We start from the raw sequence: 22,128 nt of genomic DNA on the forward strand, positions 1-22,128 counted from the left end.
AATTGGCAGGATAGACAATTTTCACAGCCGCAGGCTGCCAGTCAGGGTAATGCATATGGAGGTAGCTTATGAGCCGAATGCAACAACAACTACAACGCTGGTGGCAATCGCTACAAAAACGTGAACAACAACTAGTGCTGGGTGCTGGTGTCACTTTAGCTCTGGCGGCTTTTTATTGGCTGCTATGGGCACCTTTACACCTCAATTACCAGAGTCAACAAGTGCAGTTGCAACAGGTCAGTCAGCAGTTGTTGCAGGTCAGCAATTTTCCTGTGGTCTCCACACAGACCAAAGTGCAGGGCAGTCTGACCGATATAATCAGCTCCAGTGCCCGCACTCATAAGATTCAGGTCAGCCGGATGCAGCCACAAAATGATCAGATGCAGGTGATGCTGAACGATATTAGTTTTGATCAACTGCTGACCTGGCTGCATGCTTTGCAGTACCAGCATAATGTCAGCATAGTGCAACTGGATCTGGCAGTGGCCGATGCCCCGGGCATGGTACGTGTCCGTCGTTTATTAGTTGAGTCGTAAATGAATTATAAAAAAATAATACCTGCCGCTATTGGCTTTTATCTGGTGTTTTTAGTGCTGCTGGCACCTGCGGCCTGGTGGTTAAAGTTAGTGCCTTTACCAGCACAAGTGCAATTGGGTCCTGTGACCGGCACTTTATGGCAAGGTCAGGTACAGGCTGTGTCGCTGAATGGCTATGTGTTACCCCAGGTCAACTGGCAATTGAGCCCCTGGTCTTTATTGGTGGGAAAACTGGCGTTGAATTTGGATATAGGCCAAATCCGGCAAACCACTTTGCCTTATGCCAAAGCTCAGTTGTCTTATGGTTTCTCCGGTCTGGAGCTGCAATCCAGTCAGCTACGTTTACCCGTAGAGCCCATAGTGCCTTTACTGAAATTACGTTTGCCATTTCAGGTGGCGGCCAGTGGCACTATGTTGCTGAATATTCAGAATTTCAGTATGGGGCAGCCCTGGTGTGAACAGCTGTCGGGCAAAGCCAGCTGGCTCGAGGCGAAATTTCAGGCGCCATCGGGCTGGATCGATCTTAAAGCCATAGATGCCAATTTAAGTTGTGAACAAGGTCAGTTGCAACTGGTGACTGAAGCTGGCAATCCGCTGGCGCTGCATGTCACAGCTTTAATAGGTGAACAGGGCAAATACCAGCTTAATGGTACTATGAAACCAGACGCCAGCTTGCCAAAAGAAGTGCATCAGGCGATGCAGTTTGTTGGCCAGCCGGACGCTGAAGGGCGCTTTACTCTGAAGTTACAGAGCAACTAGCTGTACCGTGAATAGCCGCCAGTAACACCGAATAATCTTCTATAGCCGGAAACTCAGTGATAGCTCTGCTGGGTTTTTGGCTGTCAGGATTGGCCACAGCCAACAAGTGGCCAATACCAAAACGTTGCGCCGATTGTAAAATGGGCAAACTGTCGTCGACAAACAAAGTGCGCTTCGGATCAAAACCAAAACGTTGTTGCAGCTGCTGCCATAACTCCTGTTGTTCTTTTGTCACGCCAAATTCATGAGTCGACACCAGTATGTCTATGTAGCTGGCAAGCTCAGTACGCTCTATTTTTAGTGACAACGAATCCGGGTGGGCATTGGTCACCAGTATCACTTGGCGGCCCGAGTTCTTTAACGCAGTTAAAAAAGCCGGTGAATCGGCGCGCATCTGAATTTTATCCATCACTTCACGTTTTAATGCGGTGATAGGCAGCGCCAGTCTTTTGGTCCAGTAATCCAGGCAATACCACTCAATTTTACCGTTCAGTTCATGGTATTCGGCTTCCAACTGTTGTTTGGCGTCCGTCAGACTAATACCACTGAGTTCTGCCCAGCGTTTTGGTAAATGCTCCAGCCAGAAGTAGTTATCAAAGTGTAAATCCAGCAAAGTACCGTCCATATCCAGCAAAACGGTATCAATTTGTCTCCAGTCCAGCATAGGTTTTTCCAGCTAATCCATTTATAGTAAGGCGATGGCCCATTGTAGCAGAGGCAGTTTTATGGCGCAGCGCGACAGCGACAAAGAAAAACCGCAGATTTTAGAGCAAAAACTGGTCGCACAAAGCCGGCTGTTTAAAATTGAACAACTGGATCTGCAATTCAGCAACGGCGAAAAACGTACTTACGAGCGGATGAAAGGCGGTAGCCGTGGCGCCGTGATGGTGGTGGCTTGCCCTGATCCTCAGCATTTTTATCTGATCCGTGAATACTGTGCCGGCACCCATGATTACCAGTTAGGTTTCCCTAAAGGCCTTATTGACCCGGGCGAAACAGCAGCTGAAGCCGCCAACCGTGAACTGCAGGAAGAAATAGGATTTAAAGCGGCCCGATTAATTCCGTTAAAAACCGTGGCCTTAGCTCCAGGTTACTTTAGTGCTACAATGCATATTGTATTGGCATTGGATTTAACAGCGTCCAGCCTGCCGGGCGATGAACCCGAACCTTTGGAATTGGTCCCCTGGCAGTGGCAACAGCAGTTTGAGTTGTTAGATCAAAGCGATTTCACTGAGGCCCGCAGTGTAGCGGCTTTGTTTTTAGCCCGAGATTATCTGGACAAGCATCAGGATGTTTTTAAGTAGGTTATTGGAACCAGTCAAAGACGCAGCTCGTGCAGCTGGGGATACCTTGTGGTCTATGTACCAGAGTGGCGACTTTGAATCCAAAAATAAAGCGGATGAAAGTCCTGTCACCAGCGCTGATTTAGCGGCCAATGCACTGATTTTAAACGCTTTAACTGAACTTGCTCCGGAAATTCCTGTTGTCTCTGAAGAAATGCATTTACTGCCGCTGCGCCAGCGCCAGGATTGGCCACGCTATTGGCTGATTGACCCTATGGACGGCACTCAGGAGTTTATTGCCCGCAGTGGCGATTTTGCCGTCAGTATAGCGCTGGTGGAGCATGGCTGGCCTGTATTGGGGGTTATTTACTGGCCGAAAGAAAAAATCTGGTATTACGCTACCCGTGGTAATGGCGCTTTTAAGCAGCAGCAGCATTTGATCAATCGTATTCAGGTCAATCAGCATCAACCTGGTGATGTACTTAAAATAGCCGTCAGCCGTCGTCAACCCATTGAGCATATTCATCAGTTGCTCAACACTCCGGCCAGTTCAGAATTTATTGCGTTGGGCAGCTGCTCACTAAAAAGCTGTTTAGTGGCTGAAGGTGGCGCCGATTGTTACTTACGTTTAGGCCCAACAGGCGAATGGGATACCGCTGCTGTGCACGTGATAGTCGAAGAAGCGGGCGGAAAAATTCTGGATAGTCAGTTTGCGCCTTTAAGTTATAACCAGCGTGAAACCTTATCCAATCCCGACTTTATGGTAATTGGCCGCTCTGAAGTGCCATGGACAGAATTGATCCGGGCCCATAGTGCAACCCGGACTTTAGGCTGATTTCAGAACGCGTCATTCTCCAGCTCACCTTGTTTTACCAGCTGTCGCCATTGCTGTTTGGTGATGATGTCCACACTTTCATGTAACTCTGAATACAAGATCACCAACTGGTCGGCTTTAAGCTGAAGTTTCACCTGAGCCACTTTATCGCTCAGGCTAATATCCTGCTCACCATACTCAGTGCCCTCACGTAATACAAAAGCTTCGATCAGGCCATCGAGCGTATCTGCGGACAATTCCTGGTAGGGGATCAGTAACATCAGTGGTTTCCTAAAAATTGGGTAAGGTAAGGTGGCAGTTGTTGCTCCAGATAATACTCCGCTTTAAAAGGTGTATTGCTGGTAACAAAACCAACATGACCACCATGTCGGGATAACAACAACTGCACATAAGGTGGCATTTCATCAGCTTTGGGTAATACAGCTGGTGATAAAAACGGGTCATCTTTGGCATGCACCAGTAATAAGGGCACACGTACTTGTTTTAAAAAGGCTTTGCCACTGGATTTTTGGTAATAGTCATCTGCATTCTGAAAACCGTGTAGGGGGGCTGTCAGCAAATCATCAAAGTCCCTGATGGTTTTTAATGCCAGAATTTGCGCTTTGCTGACGGGCAAAGGAAAATCTCTGTGTCTTTCCAGTTTACGCAGCATAGTGGCTTTTAAGCGGCCCAACAGATACTGCTGATAGACTTTGCTGCCACCCTGGTTGATACGCTGTGCACTGGGAGCTAAGGCCAAAGGCGCTGACACGGCCACCGCAGCTTTCAGCACGCACTGTGCTCCCTGTTCGCCACAATACTTCACCAACACATTGCCACCTAAAGAAAAACCAACAGCGGCCAACTGACGGCCCGGATAACGCAGCTGAAGCTGAGCCACCAAATAGGCCAGGTCTGCAGTATCCCCTGAATGGTAAGCGCGAGGCAGGCGATTGGCGACGCCGTTACAACCGCGGAAATGCATTAAAACCGCTGTAAAGCCTTGTTGCTGTAAGGCGTGCAACATACCAGCTGCATAGTGGCTATGGATATTACCTTCCAGACCATGCAACACCAGCACTATTGGCTTATCTGCCACCAGCTCCGGGTTTTCTGTCCAGTTCAGTTGAATATGATCGCCATCCGGTAATGCCAGCATTTCTGTTTCTGTCGCCAAAGCGCGACGAGGCGCCAGATATTTGGCCACTATGGTTTGCAGATGGCAGTTACGTAACCACCATGCAGGCTTAAAAGCCGGGGGAAGTTTTACAATTTCAGGGGCTTGCAAAATCAACAGTCCTACTTAACAATCAAAGTCACTTTCTCTGGCCGGACCACAACAGCAATGAACAGACGCCAGTTTATTTTTCGCTCTCTTGCGCTGACAGTAGCTGCCAGCACAGGCTACGCAGTATATCAGTATCAATCTCTGCAAGGCAGTGACAATGCGGCTGTTCTGGTATTGGATGCGTTATTACCCGCTGTGCTGATGGGGGCTTTACCTGCTGACTCTGCTTCGCAACAATTGTCGTTGCAGCAAAGCCGGGATGCGGTCTTAGACTTTCTGGCCTATTTACCTCAACATCAGCAACAACAACTCAATCAGTTATTCCAGTTATTGCAGCAGGATCTGGCGCGGCTGGCATTAACGGGGCAATGGTTGCAGCTGGCAGATTTACCGCTGTTGCAGCGTCTGGATTTGTTATTAAGCTGGCGCGACAGTTATTTTTCTTTGTTACAACAAGCCTTTAGTGGTTTGCGCGAACTGATCTACGGCGCTTTTTATGGTCAGCCACAACATTGGCTGTCTCTTAACTACACCGCGCCGGAGTTTAATCCATGAAAAATCTGATTGCCGATGGTGTAGCCGCAGGCTGGTCTTATCTGGATGCTTCCACTTTAACTGCAGATAAGCAGTTTGAAGCAGACGTGGTGATAGTAGGTTCTGGTGCCGGTGGTGCTATGGCGGCTGAACAGCTTAGTTTAGCTGGCCTTAAAGTGATTATTCTGGAAATGGGCGCTTTGTATGAAGGCAAAGACTTTCAGCAGCAGGAGCGCTGGGCTTATCCTGCTTTGTATCAGGATGGAGCTGGCCGCAAAACCCTGGATCAAAGCATAGGTATATTGCAAGGCCGCACTGTAGGTGGCTCTACTACGGTTAACTGGACTACTTCTATTCGCACCCCGGAAAAAACACTGGAGTATTGGCGTGCTGAATTTGGTTGTGATTTTAGCTCCGACAATTTAGCGCCTTATTTTCAACAGGCCGAACAGCGGCTGAATATCCATCCATGGCCAGTGCCACCTAATGCCAATAACGATAAACTGAAACAAGGCTGTGAAGCTTTAAGCTGGCAATACACTGTGATTAACCGCAATGTCAGCGGCTGCGCCAATCTGGGTTATTGTGGTATGGGCTGCCCCATTAATGCTAAACAATCCATGCTGGTCAGCACTATTCCATCGGCTATGCAGGCAGGCGCTATGCTGATAAGCCGGGTATCGGCCCGTGAGCTGAAATGGCAAAATGGGCAAATACAATCATTAGTTGCTGTGCCAGTAGACCCGTATTTTCAGCCTGATTTCAAACTGAAACTGAGCTTTAAAGCAAAATATTACATAGTAGCCGCTGGTGCTATAGGTTCGCCTGCTTTGCTGCTGCGCTCCAAAGTGCCCAATCCTTCAGGTCGGTTAGGTAAACATACGTACCTGCACCCCAGTGTGATTTCCGGTGCTTTGTTTGACGAGGTGATAGCCGGGCATAGCGGCGCGCCCCAGTCGATTTATTCCGACCAGTTTGTCTGGCCTTCGAACGGGCAGATGGGCTTTAAGCTGGAAGTTCCGCCACTGCATCCTGTGTTAATGGCAACCAAGTTAACAGGCTTAGCGCAGTCCCATGCTGCTTTGATGCAGCACTTTAATCAGTTGCAGGTGGTGATTGCATTGCTGCGCGATGGTTTTCATTCGGATAGTCAGGGTGGCACTGTGTTGTTGTCTGATCAGGGCGAGCCCATGCTGGATTACCCTCTTTCAGATTATCTGTGGCAAGGCGTACAGGACGCTTATCTGGCTATGGCCGAGTTGCAGTTTGCGGCTGGTGCTAAGTCGGTATTACCTGTTCATCAGGATGCTGTTTTATATTCCAGCTGGACGCAGGCCCGTGAGGCTATTAAAGCGCTGCCACTCCAAAAATACCGCGCTACTCTTGCATCCGCTCATGTGATGGGAGGCTGTAATATGAGTGCCAATCCGGGCAAAGGGGTAGTTAACCTGCAAGGCCGTCATCATCAACTGGAAAACTTGTCTGTATTTGATGGCTCTGTTTTACCCTCCAGCCTGGGTGCTAATCCGCAATTGACTATTTATGCTCTGGTGTCTTCGTTCACTGAAAAGCTGCTTGCTGAATGGTCTGCTTAACCAACACACACTGAACTGCGTCCAGCCTGTGCATAAATCTGTACGATTGTTATGCAGATCACTTTGTCAGGAAATTGAATTGTGTGAAAAAGGTGATTTAATTGTTTATTGAAGGTTAATTTTGAGGCGGCCTGTATTCCTAAGCTGATACAGGTCGCCACAGCTTTTGCTGAACGACGTAGTGATAAGTGTCTGGCTGTATCAGCTGGTCGCAATCCGGAAACGGATTGCTAAACTTAGTGAATCTCAAGGAGAGATACTATGCGTGAATTAACATTAGAGCAAGTTGAAGAAGTAAGTGGCGGTGGACTGAGCAGCGCAGAAGCAGTTGGCATTTTAAGCGGTATGGGCGTTGCTAAGTTCGGTCTTGGTTGGGCTACCATGGGAGTAGGTGCTGCTTTTGCCGCTGGCCCTCTGATTGTTATTGGGATGTCTGGGTTGGCATTTTATGCAGGGTACAAAATGTTTACCCAGTAGTACTATAACTGAAGAGAACCTTTTCCAGGTTCTCTTCTATCGCACAACAAAGCTTTTTAATCCAATGAAAGGATTGGAGGCCTTATGGAAAGTAACATAGGAAATACATTTTTAATTATCTATCTACTTTACATGCTTCACCTTGTTTACGATATTCGGGAAAGAATTCTTTTAGGTCAAAAGACTAAAGCTATGGGGGGCTCACAATCGCTCTCTGATTTCTTGGTATCGATTTGTAGTGATGACGTAGAGAAGGCGGTGAATACTTATAAGGCGGCTACGGGCTGTGATACTGAGGAGGCGAGAGAATTTGTCCACTCATTGAGAAAGCAATTATCGGAGAGGCTTTCCACCTAGAATTATGTTCAAACCCTCTATAGCTATATGCGTTAAAAAAATACCGTCGCCATCTACCCTAATAGATGATCTTGCAAACTGATTGAGGCGAATGCGAAACATGCTCTGCGTTAAAAGGTTCTCACAGAGCATGTTTTTTAATGATCACTATTCTGCATGCGAAGTTTTATATAAAAAGTAGCCAGCGTAGAACAGGCACAAACCAATCACCAACGCCAGACCGGTAAAGGATATAAAAATAACCGGATCGTTAATAAATTCCTGCCATAAGTTCATGATCTAGCCCTCGCTGTTGTCTGATAGGCTAAGTCTAGAGACAACAACACAAGCTAAACCTGATATAGATCAAAGTTGGACTTTAGATGCCTTCCAACTGCTGGCTTTGTTGATACAGATCAAGTATTTCAGTGTCCAGCTGTTCAACCGGGGCTTGGATCAGCACTAAATAGTGATCCAGCAGCTGGCTGTAAGGCAACAGATCGTCACTCAAACCCAGCCGATTAAATTGCTGTACCAATAGCTGCTGTTCCAGTTTTTCTGCCGCAAGCTCTGTATTGAGCAACTGCTGGCGTAAAGGCTGCTGCATATCTGATTCCAGCCAGGGCGAAGGCAGAGTGCGGCGTAAGGCCCGAATAGACTGGGTGACTTCAGTGCTGAAGTGCTGTAGTAAATCTTCCAGTTGTTGCAGTTGAGCTTCGCTTAAACTTTGCTGTTGTTTATCCAGATAGAGTACAAACAACAGCAGGTTAATATTCACGCCATAGCTGTCCTGCCATTGCAAACATACCTCTTTAATGGCCGGATACAAGCTCAGGCTGTACTGCCAGAACTGCTCAGAACTAAGAATTTTTTTGCCAGAACTCTGCACTTTGTTGCTCCCATGCTTCCTGAGCTTCGAACCATTGTTCTTCCACTTCAGATAATTCCTTTTGGATTTTTGTTTGATCGGCCAGTGTTTTGGTTAGTTCAGCTTTACGAACCGCGTCGTAGATGCCCGCGTCAGCCAAAGCTGTTTCAATCAACTGTTGTTGCTGGTGCAGTTTTTCTTGTTGCTGCTCCAGTTTTTCAATTTTTTGTTTTAGTGGTCGCTGTATAGTACGCAGCTCTGCTTCCAGCCGTTTTTGATCTTTACGATTTTGTGCACTGTTAGCCGTTACGCTGTCATCAGGGGCAGAAGCTGCATTACTGGCGCGTTGATCCTGTTGCAACCACTGATAATAATCGGATAAATCACCGGCAAAAGGTGCAACTTTGCCATGCGCCACCAGATAAAACTCATCTGTGGTGCTGCTGAGTAAATGCCTGTCGTGCGACACCACCACAATAGCGCCTTCAAAGCTTTGCAACGCCATGACGATGGCTTCACGCATATCCAAATCTAAGTGGTTAGTCGGTTCATCCAGCAGCAACAGGTTAGGGCGCTGATACACCAGTAACGCCAGTACCAGACGAGCTTTTTCACCACCGGAAAAAGGTGCACAGGCGGATAAAGCTTTGTCGCCATGAAAGCCAAAACCACCAATATAATCACGCAGTTGTTGTTCAGTGGCATCCGGCGCTAAACGCACTAAATGCTGTAAAGGTGAGTCCTGTGGTCTTAAGGTTTCGAGCTGGTGCTGGGCAAAATAACCAATACTGACACCGTTGGCGTACCAAATCTCACCGCCTTGTGGTGTTAAAGAGCCGGATAACATTTTGATCAGCGTCGATTTACCAGCACCGTTGCGGCCCAACAAACCTATACGGCTACCCGGCAGCAACTGAAAGTTTATCTGCTGCAGAATAGGCGTATCACCATAACCTGCTTTGACGTTTTCCATCTTCAGCAAAGGGTTAGGCAAAGAGCGTGGGTCTAAAAACTCAAACTGAAAGGGCGAGTCGGCATGAGCAGGAGCCAACAAAGTCATGCGTTCCAGCGCTTTGATCCGGCTTTGAGCTTGTTTGGCTTTGGTCGCCTGAGCACGGAAGCGGTCAATATACTTTTGCAGATGCGCCACCTGGCGTTGTTGTTTTTCAAACATTGACTGGTGTTGCGATAAATGTTCAGCGCGCTGACGTTCAAATTGGCTGTAGTTGCCTTTGTATAACGTCAAAGTCTGATTGTCTATATGCACCGTATTATCAATCACAGCATCCAGAAAGTCGCGGTCGTGGCTGATCAGCAACAAAGTACCAGTGTAAGAAGCCAGATATTTTTCCAGCCACAATACGGCATCTAAATCTAAGTGGTTAGTGGGTTCATCCAATAACAATAATTCGGCAGGTTGCATCAGGGCTTTGGCGAGGTTTAAACGCATACGCCAACCGCCTGAAAATGACTTCACACTGTGTTGTTGTGCTGCACCGCTAAAACCCAGGCCATCCAGTAAAATTCCGGCTTTGGCTTCAGCTCTGTAGCCGTCCAGCGCGTCGATTTGATGATGCACAGCCGCTAAATCAACACTGCCATCGGTAATTTTTAATTGCTGTAACAATGGATAAAGTTTTTCGTCACCCTGCAGCACATAATCCATGGCAGACATGTCCAGAGCTGGCGTTTCCTGCGCTACTGTGGAGATAGTCCAGCCGGATGGAATATATACAGAACCGGCGTCTGGTTGCAGCTTTTGCTGCAACAATGCAAAAAGACTGGATTTGCCGCAACCGTTGGCGCCAATTATTCCGACCTTTTGGCCTGGAAATACGGTAAGATCTGCCTGTTGCAGTAAGCAATTAATACCGCGTCGCAGTTCGACGTTTTGCAGTTGGATCATGGTGTTTTAGCCCGGACGAAAATTGGTTGCTACTCTAATCGCAAAGTGGCGACAAACCAAGAGCGCAAGCGGTATAGATGCGATAAAAGCAGACTGAAGAGAGTAAAATATGACAGACAGAAAGAAAAAACGCTTTATCGCCGGTGCAACCTGCCCACAATGCAAGGCCATCGATACCTTGATGTTGTTTATTGAAAACAATGTGGAAAAAGTAGAATGTGTACAATGTGGCCATCATATGGCACAACCCGAACAGCAGGTGGCAAAAGCGTCGCGTGCTGCTGAACAGGTAATAGGCGTGTTTAAACCTGATTAATAATGTGGTGGTGGTGGCTCTTCGTCTACACGCAGTATGCCGCTATCGTTGCCCTTGCTGATTTTTTCCGCCAGCAGCATCACTTGCCGTTGCAGCTTTTCGATGCTTTTCTGATGTTCATGTAACTCGTCATTCAGCGTTTGCACCACATCTTCCTGAAAAGCCAGTTTGCTCTCCAGATCAATAAGTTGTTGCTGCAATTCCACTACTTTTTCTGTCATTGTTTAATCTCCCATACTTCGGCTACGCCACTGGAACTTTCACTGATAATCTGGCTGTCATTTAAAAATGCCACCGCATGGATCACAGCACTGGCTGGCCTGCTATTGAGAATAGCTCTGACCTGCCACTGTTGTACTTTTTTCCCTGTTGCCACATCCCATAAAATTAAGGCTCTGGATGGAGAACCAGTCACCAGCCACTTTCCGTTAGGACTAAAGCGGGCGGCGGTAATAATTTGTGCTCTGGCTAATTCAAGCTGGCTGAGTTGTTTACCTGTTTTTAAATCCCAGATAAATCCCTGCAGTTCACTGCCTGCACTAAAGGCATAACGACCTTGCTGATCCAACGCCACCTTAGTCACCCGGTTTGGATGCGGGAAACTATGAATAATCTGCGCCGTTTCTGTATCCCATAAATAGGCATAATGATCGTTAGAGGCTGTTAAAGCAAAACGGCCATTGGCTGACATATCGACAGAATTCACATTTTCAGTGTGGCCTAAAAACTCAATGCGACGCCCTGAACTTAAGGTGATATGTTGCACCTTGCCGTCGCTTTGACCTACCAGTAAATGACGACCAAAGTCAGACACAGCTAAATCGCGGATAGTGGCATCTTTTACCGACCAAAAACCAATGTTGCGGCCATCATTCATTTGCCACAAGGCAAAATCTTTGCTGTCACCTGTTAATAAATGGCTGCCATCCGGGCTCAGTGACAAAGATAAAATCTGATTATTGGTTTTTTCCTGATGACCCAGCGAATACAAAGCTGTATCTTTTTGCAGGTCCCAAACTGTGACGCCTGCGTCTAAAGCAGACACCGCAACCAGTGTTGTTTTGTCGTTAATAGCTGCGCCATAAGAAGGCGTTTCGCTATGCAGCACTTGTCGCACAGATTTTGGTTGAACTTCTGAGCAGGCAAAGAGACCAATTGCCAGAAAAATTATCAGATATTTACAGCTATGGGTTAACGTCATTAGCACAAACCGTTAGTATAGGGACGTTGCATAAAACCTTTAAACTTATTAAAACACAATTTTGCAGCCAAACCTGCTTATTTATTGGAGAAATACATGCGTTTATTAACTAAGGTGTCGCTGATTGCGGCTACCGTTTTAACTTTGTCTGCTTGTAATAAAGAAGCTGAGCAGCCAAAACCTCTGGTTTTAGATACTGACACTGCAAAACAATCTTACAGCTTAGGTGTATCTGCTGGTCGTTTTATCGACACTACCATTCAGGAACATGAAAAATTAGGTTTACCTTTAGTTTCTGAAACTATAGTACGTGGTATTCAGGATCAGTTAGCAGGTAAAGCTCAGCTGACTGAAGAAGAAGTTCAGAAAGTGATGATGGCGCTGGAACAAACAGCCCGTGAAAAACAAGTTGAAGTGGCGAAAGCTCAGGCTGAACAAAACGTGGCCGCTGGTAAAGCATTTTTAGAAACTAACGCTAAGAAAGAAGGCGTAAAAGTGACTGAGTCAGGCTTACAGTATGAAGTTGTTCAGGCTGCTGATGGTCCAAAACCTGCTGCAACTGACGTAGTTCGTGTGCACTACACTGGTACTTTAGTAGATGGTACTGAATTCGACAGTTCAAAAGAACGTGGTCCTGCTCAGTTCCCGTTAAACCAGGTGATCAAAGGCTGGACTGAAGGCGTACAGCTGATGAGCGTTGGTTCTAAGTTCAAATTCACTATCCCTAGCGATTTAGCCTACGGTGAGCGTGACATGGGTACTATCCCTGCAAACAGCGTTTTAGTATTTGACGTTGAATTATTAGGCATTGGCGAAGAAGCCCCTGCAGAAGAAGCTCCGGCTGAAGCTAAGTAATACTTAGCCAGATAAAAAAAGCGACCTGATGGTCGCTTTTGCTTTTATTACGACAATGGAAACTGAATTGACTCAGGCAGATACAGCGCTGGAATGCTTGTTATGTAACGTCTGAATCAGCTCATCTTCGAAATCAAAACGTTCTACCAGAGCCTGGCCTAACATAGACAAATCACGGTCAAAATTCTTTGACAAAGTTTGACCATCGGCTTCGGCATATTTGTCATTAAACTCAAGTGCCATATCAGTAGATTTTGCAATCTTTGGATACAAGGCATCGGCCAGTTTGCGGCTATCATGACCATTCACTGCACATTGCGACACAATTTGTTCATAAACTTCAAAATGACCTGCGGATAAATAATCCATCAGCAACTGGCAAAAGTGCTGAATATCGGCCAAATCAGGCAAAGAATTCCCACTTTTTTTGTCAAAAGGAGGCAATGCGGCCAGCTCACAATAACGGACAATCAGGCGCTGCCTTTCATCCAGCCAGTTATCTATAGCTGTCAGGCTGCCACCCCATTTCTGCTGTGCTGACTCTAAACGGGTGTACATATACTTCCCCTTACTCAAGTGACTTACTGCTCAGAACCTCTAATTAAAAGAATTCTCGGATAAAGATCAACTACTTTTTTATTGGTCGGTTCAGTCTTTGGCTCTATCATACGCTTGTTTACACGAATAAGTGGTGGAGTAAAACAAAAAATGATCAAGCACAATGTGCCTGCTACAGCTGACTTGTATGGTCACTGGTATATTGTCAGTCAGGGCAAAATCTGGCTGCATTCTGTTGATGCGCCGCCACCTCTGTGTCGTTATGACCAGTTGCCTGATTTTTTAGATGGCAGTGAACCTTTGAGTTTGCTCGGTGCTATTGATGGCGTGGATTGTTATTTGCTCAATTACACCGACAGACCAGAAACAGAAGATCAATGGCATAGCGCACGGGTGTTATTGCAACAGTCTGCAGCTATCTTTGAACACGCTGCCAGAGCCTGTCAGGTGGCTCTGTTTGTACAAACGCACCGATACTGTGGTCAATGTGGCAGTTCCATGCATCTGGTGAACTGGGAGCTTGCAGCGCTTTGTCACAAGTGTGGCCACCGTTGTTACCCCAGAATTAACCCTTGTGTGCTGATTGCTGTAGTGAATGACAAAAATCAATTGCTGCTCGCCCGCTCGGCCCGGCATAAAACAGGCTTCTTTTCCATTCTGGCTGGTTTTGTTGAGTCTGCCGAAACGCTGGAACAAGCAGCAGTGCGCGAAGTAAAAGAAGAAGTAGGTATTGAGATCACTAACTTACGTTATATGGGCAGCCAGCCATGGCCTTTTCCGCATTCGCTGATGACGGCTTTTATCGCAGATTACCAATCTGGTGAGTTGGTGTGTCAGCCTGATGAAATAGAAGAAGCACAATGGTTTGATGTGGATCAGTTGCCTGAAGTACCAATGGTGGCAACCTTATCAGGTCAGGTGATTCAGTATATTGCTAAGGGTGGAAGATAGTTTATTTTGTGGAAAGGATTTTTAACAGCTTTAGCTGGCCCGAAGGGTTTGCGCCATGGATGGCAGGCAAATAAAAAATTATCTGGAATGATTTTTAACAGCTTTAGCTGGCCTGAAAGGGTTTGCGCCATGGATGGCAGGCAAATAAAAAATTATCTGGAGTGATTTTTAACAGCTTTAGCTGGCCCGAAGGGTTTGCGCCATGGATGGCAGGCAAATAAAAAGCCACTAACGTGGCTTAAATGAGGTGTAACTTGCGTTACCAGGACTCGTTGAAACGAGTTTCTTTATTCTTGTTCTTTACTAGCGCAGGTAGTTTATAACAGATGTATTTTGGCAGGGCAACAGCTTTTTTCGTTGTGGGCAAATAGCGTTTGGTAAAAAATGGTGACTGATCGGACATCGGTGATAAACTAGTGATAAATCAAAAGATGGCAGATGATAGATGCAACTAAAAAATGATCGTTATTTAAGGGCCTTGATGAAACAACCAGTCGACCGCACTCCAATCTGGATGATGCGTCAGGCGGGTCGTTATCTTCCAGAATACAGAGCGACACGAGCTATTGCCGGCGATTTTATGTCGTTGTGCAAAAATCCCGAACTGGCTTGTGAAGTCACTTTACAGCCGTTAAAACGTTATCCTTTAGATGCTGCCATCTTATTCAGTGATATTTTAACTATCCCTGACGCTATGGGTATGGGTTTGTATTTTGGCGAAGGCGAAGGCCCACGCTTTACCAAACAACTGACCGACTTTATGGATGTGATGCAGTTGCCTGTGCCGGATCCTGAAGTTGAATTGCGTTATGTTATGGATGCTGTGCGTACTATTCGCCGCGAGTTGAATGGCGACGTGCCTCTGATTGGTTTTGCTGGCAGTCCATGGACCTTGGCTACTTATATGTTTGAAGGCGGCAGTAGCAAAACCTTCTCTAAAATCAAAAAGCTGATGTACACAGAACCAGAAGTGGTGCATATCCTGCTGGATAAGCTGACCCAAAGTGTGATCTTGTATCTGAACGCGCAAATTGCAGCTGGTGCTCAGTCTGTGATGATTTTTGATACCTGGGGTGGCGTATTAACTCCTCATGATTATCGCGAGTTTTCGTTAAGCTATATGCAGCAAATTGTTTCAGGTTTAACCCGTTTTGCAGATGGCCGCCCTGTGCCTGTGACGCTGTTTACCAAAAACGGCGGTTTGTGGCTTGAAGAAATCGCAGCTACTGGCTGTGATGGTGTGGGTTTAGACTGGACCATCGATATTCGCCATGCCCGTGCCCGTATCGGCGATAAAGTGGCGTTACAGGGTAATATGGACCCTTCCATCCTGTTGGGCACGCCAGAGCGTATCCGTCAGGAAGTTCAGGCCATATTAGATGGTTACGGTATGGGATCGGGCCATGTATTTAACCTGGGCCACGGTATTACGCCTGATGTGGATCCGGAAAAAGCCGGTGTCTTTATTGATGCAGTGCATTCATTCAGCCGCACTTATCATATGAATACCGAGATTGCTGAAGACGACGAGTAGAATTTTTCTGTTTTAAGCAATAAAAACGCCAGCTTAATGCTGGCGTTGTTGTTTTAGCTGGCAGTTCAAAATAAACGGTTTAACCCATTCATAGCTGCCACCCTGTAGGCTTCGGCCATTGTTGGGTAGTTAAATGTGGTATGAACAAAATACTCTATGGTATTGCCGCCATTTTTTTGCATCATAATAGCCTGACCTATGTGTACAATTTCTGCAGCTCTTTCACCAAAGCAATGAATGCCCAAAATCTCTTTGGTGTCACGGTGAAACAGCAGCTTCAGGCTACCTACACTGGTATTGGCTATCTGAGCCCGGGCCAGATGTTTAAACTGCGCGCGGCCTACTTCATACGGAATACGGGCTGCAGTGAGCTCCTGCTCGTTTTTACCGACAGAACTCATCTCTGGTATGGTGTAAATACCTACCGGAATATCGTCAATCAGGTAGGTGCTGCAGTTGCCATGAATAATGGAATTCGCGGCAATACGGCCCTGATCATAAGCCGCACTGGCAAGGCTTGGATAACCAATCACATCCCCTACGGCGTATACATTAGGGATTTCAGTCTGGTAGTTGTCATTCACTTTTAACTGACCACGGCTATCTGCTTTTAAGCCAATGGAGTTCAAATTAAGCTTGTCCGTGTTACCTGTACGGCCGTTAGCAAACAAGATGCAGTCGGCCTTCATTTTTTTGCCGGATTGCAGATGCAAAATAACGCCATCGTCACAGCCTTCAATCCGATCAAACTCTTCACCATGGCGAATAGTGACCCCTGAATTCCAGAAGTGGTAACTCAAAGCATCAGAAATTTCAGCGTCCATAAAAGACAGCAGCCTGTCTCTGGTGTTGACCAAATCAACCCGTACACCCAGACCACGGAAAATCGATGCATATTCACAGCCAATCACACCAGCACCAAAAATGATGATATGACGAGGGTCGTCTTTTAAGGACAATATGGTATCGCTGTCAAAAATCCGGCTGTGGGTGAAATTTACATTTTGTGGCCGATAAGGGCGGGAACCTGTCGCCAGAATAATATGTTCAGCAGAAATAATCTGATCCGGTGAGCCATTCTGCTCAATACGAATATGATGAGCATCGACAAAAGAGGCGTCACCTTGCAGCACTTTCACTCTGTTGCGGTCGTAAAAACTGCTGCGTAACTGTACCTGCTTACGAATAACACCAGCGGCGTGTTTTAATATATGCGGGAAGGTCAGGTTAGAGGATTGATCATCCATCTGAAACAGCGGGTTTTCTTTGTATTCAATATAACGGCTGACCGAGTGACGTAAGGCTTTGGATGGAATAGTGCCCCAGTGTGTACAACCGCCTCCTACTTGCTGATGACGTTCAATCACAGCCACAGTTTTGCCGCTTTTGGCCAGATTCATGGCCGCACCTTCACCACCCGGGCCTGTGCCTATAATAATTGCATCAAAATCATAAGTTTTGCTTTGAGTTGCTTTGACCACTGGTTTTTCCTTCGCTGACTGCACTTTTTATATTTAATCAGAAAACCTGAATTAAAGGCGATAAAAAAGGCAGCTCAAGCCACCTTTTTTATGTCCATGGAAGGACGGTACGTCGTAACTGTCGGGAACCTTGGTACGACGACTTCAAAGTATCAGGCAAATTGTGCCGTTAACTGCTGCCAGCGCTTTTGTTGTAGCTGCAGATTCCGTCGTACTTCCTGCATTTGCTGCTTCAAATCAAATTCATTGTACTGTTGCATCAGTTGTTGTTTTTTCTGCTGTAGCAATACTTTTTTCACATCGTAATAAGCATGCATTTTTTCCATCAGCAATTCGTATTCTTGCTCCAGGCGCTGCATGACCTGTTCCGCGTCGGGCAAGTGCGATACTTTCGCCTGTGCACGTTTAAGCTGCATTTGTACTTTGGCTTTTTCGATACGATCCGCTGGGCAAACGCGTAAATTACGGGTTAAACCCAACCAGGAGCAACTTTTGATTAACCATTTGGTTGGATCAAACTGCCACCATTTAATGCCGTTACGATAGTCGTATTCAAAAATATGGTGGAAGTTATGATAACCCTCGCCATAAGTTAAAAAGGCTAATATGCCGTTATCCCGTGCACTGTTTTGATCGGTGTAAGGCTGATTACCCCAGATATGAGCTAAAGAGTTAATAAAAAACGTAAAATGGTGGCTCAGTACTAAACGTAAAACCCCCACGCTTAATAACATGCCGATATAGCTATCCGTCAGCCAGCCTAAAAACAGTGGTATACCAAAGTTAGTAGCAACGGTCAGTAACAGATAATTCTTGTGTTGCCACATCACTATTTTGTTGTTCTGTAAATCGCGGGCGTTGCTGTAGTCAGCATAGGTATTGCTCTGGTATTCACGTAACATCCAGCCAATATGACTGAACCAAAAACCACGTTGGGCTGAGTAAGGGTCTTTGTCGTTTTGATCGACAAACTTATGGTGCACGCGGTGATCAGAAGACCAGTGCAAAGCGCTGTTTTGCAACGCAAAAGCGCCACCTATGGCATAAACCCACTGCAGTATAGGGTGGGCGTCATAGGTTTTATGCGCCCAAAGTCTGTGGTAACCGGCGGTAATCGACATACCGCAATAACCCAAACATAAAATAGTGGCAATAATCTCTGTCCAGGTAAAACCAACAGCTATGGCGTACCATGGCACCAGAATGGCAGCAGCGAGAAAAGTGGACGCAAACAAAATCACGTTGGTCCAGATAATAGGAGGTTTATTCATTTTGGGAACTTTAAGCTTACAACTGTAAGCTAATTTAGCCGTGCAAAGTTGCAGGGTCAAGCGTTAAAATGGGGAAGTAGCAAAAAGGAGTGAGCCGTGACCCGCGCCCAACAAAAAGAAAAAACCAGACGCGCCATTATAGACGCAGCTTTTCAGCAGCTTAGCGCTGATAAAGGCTACTCAAGCTTAAGCTTACGGGAAGTCGCCCGGGAAGCTGGTATTGCCCCTACATCTTTTTACCGCCACTTTACTGATATGGATGAATTAGGTTTAACTCTGGTTGATGAGGCTGGTCTGATGCTGCGTCAGCTATTACGCCAGGCCCGGCATCGTATTGAAAGCAACGGCAGTGTGATCCGCACCTCTATCGAAACCTTTATGGAATTTGTCACAGGCCACAGCAACGTCTTTCGTTTGTTGTTGCGTGAACGTTCTGGCACATCTGCGGCTTTCCGTAGTGCGGTGGCCAGGGAAATCTATCATTTTGGCGCTGAGTTAGCCGATTATCTGCGTAAAGAAACAGACTGCCCGGCTGAGCGGGCACAGATGCAGGCCGAAGCTATGGTGATCTTAGTCTTTCATGCCGGGGCCGATGCGCTGGATGCCACGGCAGAGCAGCGCAAACAAATTACCCAGCGCACTATTATGCAGCTACGCTGGATGGCACATGGTGCAGCCAGTTATGGCCGTAAAACCCAGTTATCGCAAAACTAGGGAGTAAGTTTGCGTAACCAGACACCAGATTCAATATGGTGGGTGTAAGGGAACTGATCAAACAGCGCAAAAGCTTTGATTTCGTGGGTTTTGCTCAACTGCTGTAAGTTCTGCTCCAAAGTCACAGGATTGCAGGAGATATAAATAATATCGTTAAACTGACTGACAAAAGCCTCAGTCGCCGGATCCAAACCAGCCCGTGGTGGGTCAACCAGAATGGTATCCAGCTGCAACTCTGATAAATCCAAAGTCTTTAACTTTTTGCCTGTGGCCATAGCTGCGCTGACATCTTCTGCCGACATCTGCAGCACCTGCAAATTAGTCACCTGGTTCATTTCAATATTCAGCTGGGCTGATTTAATCGAACTGCGGGCAATCTCTGTGGCGACGACCTGACGGAAATAAGGTGTCAGGGCTAATGAAAAGTTGCCGTTACCACAATAAAGTTCCAGTAAGTCGCCTTTGAGCTGGCTTGATATATCACAGGCCCACTCCAGCATCTGCTGATTGACCTTAGCATTTGGCTGCGTAAAGCTGTTTTCAATTTGCTGGTAACTTAAAGTCCGGTCTTTTACGGTCAGTTTTTCAATAATGTGATCGCGGTGCACCAACACTTTTTGTTTGCGCGAGCGGCCAATAAAATCCAAAGGCCGTTGTTCTGCTAAATCAGCTTTTAATAAGGCGGCTTGTTCAGCCCAATCGTCACTCAGCGGTTTCTTATAAATAAGAGAAACTAACAGCTCGCCACTTAAGCCACTCAAATAATCAATCTGGTACAATTTATTCCGCAGCGCCGGACGTTTTTTTAACTCTTCCAGCAGTACAGGCATAAAGTCGGCTATTTGCTTGCAGGCTACAGGGAAGTAATCAATACGCTGTTTTTGTTTGGTTTCAGAGTCAAACATAATATGGAACAAATCGTCCCCTTCATGCCAGACCCTAAACTCAGCACGCTGACGGTAATGGCTGGGCTCGGAGCGGAATAACTCTAATGCTGGCAACGCATAGGATGCAAAAAGCTGCTGTATGCCAGATTGCTTTTCTGCCAGTTGAGTTTCATATAAATCCGGAAATACTTGCCCTAAAGCCATTGCCTGTCACCTGTTGTCGAAAAAGCGGCCTATTCTAAGGGCTTTTGCCTGAATGTCTATCAGCAAAAGCAAGCTGCAGATAAAAGTAGCAGAGCAACTGCCTTAGCGGGCGAATGTCTGGCAAAATAGCGCCTGAACTTTTATAAGATACTTTTCAGAAGACAGCGGCATGCGCATAGGTTTTATCGACAGTGGAGTAGGTGGTCTTTCTATACTAGAAGCGGTGCGTGCAGTAGTGCCTGCAAACTACTTCTATCTGATGGATAACAGATATCTGCCTTATGGCACTAAGTCTGAGTTATTTATCCGCCAGCGCTTGAAGCAACTGACAGAACATCTGCTGACTTATCAGGTGGATCTAATTGTCATCGCCTGCAACACCGCTACTACTCAAGCCGTTGATTGGTTACGTCAGCAGTTTGATTTGCCTTTTGTTGGTGTAGTGCCAGCGATAAAACCCGCTGCTTTATATTGTGCTGGTGAAAAAATGGCGTTGCTGGCGACTCCGGCTACGGTCAAAGGCCACTATATACAGAAGCTGGTCGCTGATTATGCGGGTGAGAGTCGGGTGCAATTGGTCGGCAGCAGCGAGCTGGTAATGCTGGCAGAGCAAAAAGTCTGGGCAGATGCTGATGTAAAAGCGGAAGTGGCCACAGTGATTAAAGACAGTGGCTTAACTGAGTTCGCACCGCAAGCTATTATTCTGGGCTGTACTCATTTCCCGTTTTTGGCTGAAGAGATCCGTTCTGCTTTTACTGAAGCTCCGAAACTTTTTGATACAGCTGACGCAATAGCCAGACGAGTGCAGCATTTAGTGGCAGGGATCACTCTTCTATATAAAGAGAAGAGTCAGGATTGCTTTATTGCAACCCAGGAACTGACAGAGCATCAAAAACGAAGAGTCAAACAGATGGGATTTGGCCAGCAGAGTTGCTGGCCAGATTTATATCAGGACTAGTCTATTCGTCGTTATCGTCACCGTCCTGACGTTCTTTGGCCTCACGCACTTTTAAAGTACGCTCCTGGAACGCAAAGTCATTTAACTTCTGGATCATCTTGTTGGCATCTTTTGCTGCCACTTCAACAAAACCAAAACCACGGCGACGACCCGTTTGGCGATCTTTCATCAAACGTACGTTGACGACTACACCAAACTTCTGGAACAACTCACGCACAGCATCTTCATTTGCACGGTAAGGTAAGTTACCTACATATAAAGTGGCCGTTTCGCCGTCGTAGTTTGTTTTGGCCGCTGCAGGAGAACCAGTGCTATCTAGTGAGGCACCTTTGACTTCTACCAGAATAGGCACCAACACACCACCCAGCACTATACCAATGGCTACTGATACAGAAGCACTTAAAGCAAGATCAGGTATTAACAATAAAAGCAGATAAACGATGATGGCTAACGCCAGAGTAAAAGGTAAGGATCGTTGTAAATTAGCTAACATAAAGATTTCCTAAGTAATAAAGATGAAAGAGTCAGAGTAAATACATATAAATACTTAAAGCTCTTTCATATTAGCGACTAGTTCTTAAGCAGCCAACTACTAAATGCATGCTTACTGATATTGTTTTTGGAGCTATTTTGCCCATATTGACGGTTTAACCAGCAAACGATCACCAAAGCCTCAAAAAACTAAGATTTGGTATTGCACGCCGTCAAAAACTCCCTATAATGCGCGCCATGCCAACGGGGTAATGCGAAAGCAGCTCTGGGGTGGTTTTGAAATGAAGTGAAAAATGATGCAAAACATCGC

At 46.3% G+C, this 22,128-nt stretch carries 26 protein-coding genes; 13 read left to right on the top strand and 13 right to left on the bottom strand.

Annotated elements, in window-relative coordinates:
• The first annotated feature begins 68 nt into the window (after positions 1-68).
• Both J2W69_RS13125 and J2W69_RS13130 read left to right on the top strand, forming a co-directional pair.
• A complete protein-coding gene (locus tag J2W69_RS13125) occupies positions 69-536 on the top strand; it encodes a type II secretion system protein GspM (RefSeq protein ID WP_310279237.1) in 468 nt (155 codons plus the stop codon).
• Positions 537-1,295: a type II secretion system protein N gene (locus tag J2W69_RS13130; RefSeq protein ID WP_310279239.1), complete on the top strand. Its 759-nt coding sequence runs from the start codon at positions 537-539 to the stop codon at positions 1,293-1,295. It begins immediately after the preceding gene.
• On the opposite strand, the gene yrfG is transcribed toward J2W69_RS13130, so the two are convergent.
• Positions 1,270-1,959 carry a GMP/IMP nucleotidase gene (gene yrfG, locus J2W69_RS13135; protein WP_310279241.1) on the bottom strand — a complete coding sequence of 230 codons (690 nt, stop codon included), beginning with the start codon at positions 1,957-1,959 and terminating at the stop codon, positions 1,270-1,272. The two genes, J2W69_RS13130 and yrfG, sit on opposite strands and share 26 nt — an antisense overlap.
• Positions 1,960-2,020: 61 nt before the next feature.
• Here yrfG and nudE point away from each other — a divergent pair, with 61 nt between their 5' ends.
• Together nudE and cysQ are read left to right on the top strand one after the other, a co-directional pair.
• A complete protein-coding gene (gene nudE / locus J2W69_RS13140) occupies positions 2,021-2,599 on the top strand; it encodes an ADP compounds hydrolase NudE (RefSeq protein WP_310279243.1) in 579 nt (192 codons plus the stop codon).
• Positions 2,586-3,413: a 3'(2'),5'-bisphosphate nucleotidase CysQ gene (gene cysQ / locus J2W69_RS13145; RefSeq protein ID WP_310279245.1), complete on the top strand. Its 828-nt coding sequence runs from the start codon at positions 2,586-2,588 to the stop codon at positions 3,411-3,413. Before nudE ends, cysQ begins: the two co-directional genes overlap by 14 nt.
• Positions 3,414-3,415: 2 nt before the next feature.
• Here cysQ and J2W69_RS13150 read toward each other — a convergent pair whose 3' ends face one another.
• Both J2W69_RS13150 and J2W69_RS13155 read right to left on the bottom strand, forming a co-directional pair.
• Positions 3,416-3,673, bottom strand: a complete 258-nt coding sequence (locus J2W69_RS13150; RefSeq protein WP_310279247.1) for a YheU family protein — start codon at positions 3,671-3,673, stop codon at positions 3,416-3,418.
• The gene (locus J2W69_RS13155; RefSeq protein WP_310279249.1) at positions 3,673-4,680 is read right to left on the bottom strand and encodes a hydrolase; all 1,008 of its coding nucleotides are present in this window, start codon (positions 4,678-4,680) and stop codon (positions 3,673-3,675) included. The genes J2W69_RS13150 and J2W69_RS13155 overlap by 1 nt, the downstream gene beginning before the upstream one ends.
• A gap of 57 nt (positions 4,681-4,737) precedes the next feature.
• On the opposite strand from J2W69_RS13155, the gene J2W69_RS13160 reads away from it, so the two are divergent.
• The 3 genes from J2W69_RS13160 to J2W69_RS13170 all read left to right on the top strand — a co-directional run bounded on the left by J2W69_RS13160 (position 4,738) and on the right by J2W69_RS13170 (position 7,286).
• Complete coding sequence (locus J2W69_RS13160; RefSeq protein WP_310279251.1) at positions 4,738-5,235, top strand: hypothetical protein; 498 nt, start codon at positions 4,738-4,740, stop codon at positions 5,233-5,235.
• On the top strand, positions 5,232-6,809 hold the full coding sequence (locus J2W69_RS13165; protein ID WP_310279253.1) for a GMC family oxidoreductase N-terminal domain-containing protein: 1,578 nt from the start codon (positions 5,232-5,234) through the stop codon (positions 6,807-6,809). Before J2W69_RS13160 ends, J2W69_RS13165 begins: the two co-directional genes overlap by 4 nt.
• 261 nt (positions 6,810-7,070) lie before the next feature.
• Complete coding sequence (locus tag J2W69_RS13170; RefSeq protein ID WP_310279255.1) at positions 7,071-7,286, top strand: hypothetical protein; 216 nt, start codon at positions 7,071-7,073, stop codon at positions 7,284-7,286.
• Positions 7,287-7,790: 504 nt separating this feature from the next.
• Here the strand turns inward: J2W69_RS13170 and J2W69_RS13175 are convergent.
• From J2W69_RS13175 to J2W69_RS13185, 3 genes are all read right to left on the bottom strand, one after another.
• On the bottom strand, positions 7,791-7,919 hold the full coding sequence (locus J2W69_RS13175; RefSeq protein ID WP_008899633.1) for a DUF3149 domain-containing protein: 129 nt from the start codon (positions 7,917-7,919) through the stop codon (positions 7,791-7,793).
• Positions 7,920-8,001: 82 nt separating this feature from the next.
• On the bottom strand, positions 8,002-8,511 hold the full coding sequence (locus J2W69_RS13180; protein WP_310279258.1) for a TIGR02444 family protein: 510 nt from the start codon (positions 8,509-8,511) through the stop codon (positions 8,002-8,004).
• A complete protein-coding gene (locus tag J2W69_RS13185) occupies positions 8,483-10,396 on the bottom strand; it encodes an ABC transporter ATP-binding protein (protein ID WP_310279260.1) in 1,914 nt (637 codons plus the stop codon). The genes J2W69_RS13180 and J2W69_RS13185 overlap by 29 nt, the downstream gene beginning before the upstream one ends.
• Positions 10,397-10,505: 109 nt before the next feature.
• Between J2W69_RS13185 and J2W69_RS13190 the strand changes: the two genes are divergently transcribed.
• Positions 10,506-10,712: a YheV family putative zinc ribbon protein gene (locus tag J2W69_RS13190; protein ID WP_310279262.1), complete on the top strand. Its 207-nt coding sequence runs from the start codon at positions 10,506-10,508 to the stop codon at positions 10,710-10,712.
• Here J2W69_RS13190 and J2W69_RS13195 read toward each other — a convergent pair.
• Entirely contained in the window at positions 10,709-10,933 is a 225-nt protein-coding gene (locus tag J2W69_RS13195; RefSeq protein ID WP_008899629.1) for a SlyX family protein, read from the bottom strand. The two genes, J2W69_RS13190 and J2W69_RS13195, sit on opposite strands and share 4 nt — an antisense overlap.
• Entirely contained in the window at positions 10,930-11,829 is a 900-nt protein-coding gene (locus J2W69_RS13200) for a WD40 repeat domain-containing protein (RefSeq protein WP_310279265.1), read from the bottom strand. Before J2W69_RS13200 ends, J2W69_RS13195 begins: the two co-directional genes overlap by 4 nt.
• A gap of 180 nt (positions 11,830-12,009) precedes the next feature.
• Here J2W69_RS13200 and J2W69_RS13205 point away from each other — a divergent pair, with 180 nt between their 5' ends.
• Complete coding sequence (locus J2W69_RS13205) at positions 12,010-12,768, top strand: BamJ family beta-barrel-assembly machinery protein (RefSeq protein WP_233081780.1); 759 nt, start codon at positions 12,010-12,012, stop codon at positions 12,766-12,768.
• Between the two features lie 72 nt (positions 12,769-12,840).
• On the opposite strand, the gene rsd is transcribed toward J2W69_RS13205, so the two are convergent.
• Entirely contained in the window at positions 12,841-13,326 is a 486-nt protein-coding gene (gene rsd / locus J2W69_RS13210) for a sigma D regulator (RefSeq protein ID WP_310279267.1), read from the bottom strand.
• Positions 13,327-13,476: 150 nt separating this feature from the next.
• Between rsd and nudC the strand changes: the two genes are divergently transcribed.
• Both nudC and hemE read left to right on the top strand, forming a co-directional pair.
• Positions 13,477-14,277 carry an NAD(+) diphosphatase gene (gene nudC, locus J2W69_RS13215; protein ID WP_310279269.1) on the top strand — a complete coding sequence of 267 codons (801 nt, stop codon included), beginning with the start codon at positions 13,477-13,479 and terminating at the stop codon, positions 14,275-14,277.
• A gap of 445 nt (positions 14,278-14,722) precedes the next feature.
• Complete coding sequence (hemE, locus tag J2W69_RS13220) at positions 14,723-15,811, top strand: uroporphyrinogen decarboxylase (protein ID WP_040555295.1); 1,089 nt, start codon at positions 14,723-14,725, stop codon at positions 15,809-15,811.
• A gap of 65 nt (positions 15,812-15,876) precedes the next feature.
• Here hemE and sthA read toward each other — a convergent pair whose 3' ends face one another.
• Both sthA and J2W69_RS13230 read right to left on the bottom strand, forming a co-directional pair.
• Complete coding sequence (gene sthA / locus J2W69_RS13225) at positions 15,877-17,292, bottom strand: Si-specific NAD(P)(+) transhydrogenase (RefSeq protein ID WP_310279272.1); 1,416 nt, start codon at positions 17,290-17,292, stop codon at positions 15,877-15,879.
• 152 nt (positions 17,293-17,444) lie between these two features.
• Positions 17,445-18,563: an acyl-CoA desaturase gene (locus J2W69_RS13230; RefSeq protein ID WP_310279274.1), complete on the bottom strand. Its 1,119-nt coding sequence runs from the start codon at positions 18,561-18,563 to the stop codon at positions 17,445-17,447.
• 96 nt (positions 18,564-18,659) lie between these two features.
• On the opposite strand from J2W69_RS13230, the gene fabR reads away from it, so the two are divergent.
• Complete coding sequence (gene fabR / locus J2W69_RS13235) at positions 18,660-19,277, top strand: HTH-type transcriptional repressor FabR (RefSeq protein WP_008900055.1); 618 nt, start codon at positions 18,660-18,662, stop codon at positions 19,275-19,277.
• Here the strand turns inward: fabR and trmA are convergent.
• Positions 19,274-20,368, bottom strand: a complete 1,095-nt coding sequence (trmA, locus tag J2W69_RS13240; RefSeq protein WP_310279276.1) for a tRNA (uridine(54)-C5)-methyltransferase TrmA — start codon at positions 20,366-20,368, stop codon at positions 19,274-19,276. The genes fabR and trmA overlap by 4 nt on opposite strands.
• A gap of 169 nt (positions 20,369-20,537) precedes the next feature.
• Between trmA and murI the strand changes: the two genes are divergently transcribed.
• Positions 20,538-21,326 (top strand): glutamate racemase, encoded by a 789-nt coding sequence (gene murI, locus J2W69_RS13245; RefSeq protein WP_310279278.1) that lies wholly within the window; start codon positions 20,538-20,540, stop codon positions 21,324-21,326.
• Between the two features lies 1 nt (position 21,327).
• Here murI and J2W69_RS13250 read toward each other — a convergent pair whose 3' ends face one another.
• On the bottom strand, positions 21,328-21,819 hold the full coding sequence (locus J2W69_RS13250) for an RNA recognition motif domain-containing protein (RefSeq protein ID WP_310279280.1): 492 nt from the start codon (positions 21,817-21,819) through the stop codon (positions 21,328-21,330).
• Positions 21,820-22,128: the final 309 nt, after the last annotated feature.

This window comes from Rheinheimera soli (genome assembly GCF_031457405.1).
Classification (GTDB): domain Bacteria; phylum Pseudomonadota; class Gammaproteobacteria; order Enterobacterales; family Alteromonadaceae; genus Pararheinheimera; species Pararheinheimera soli_A.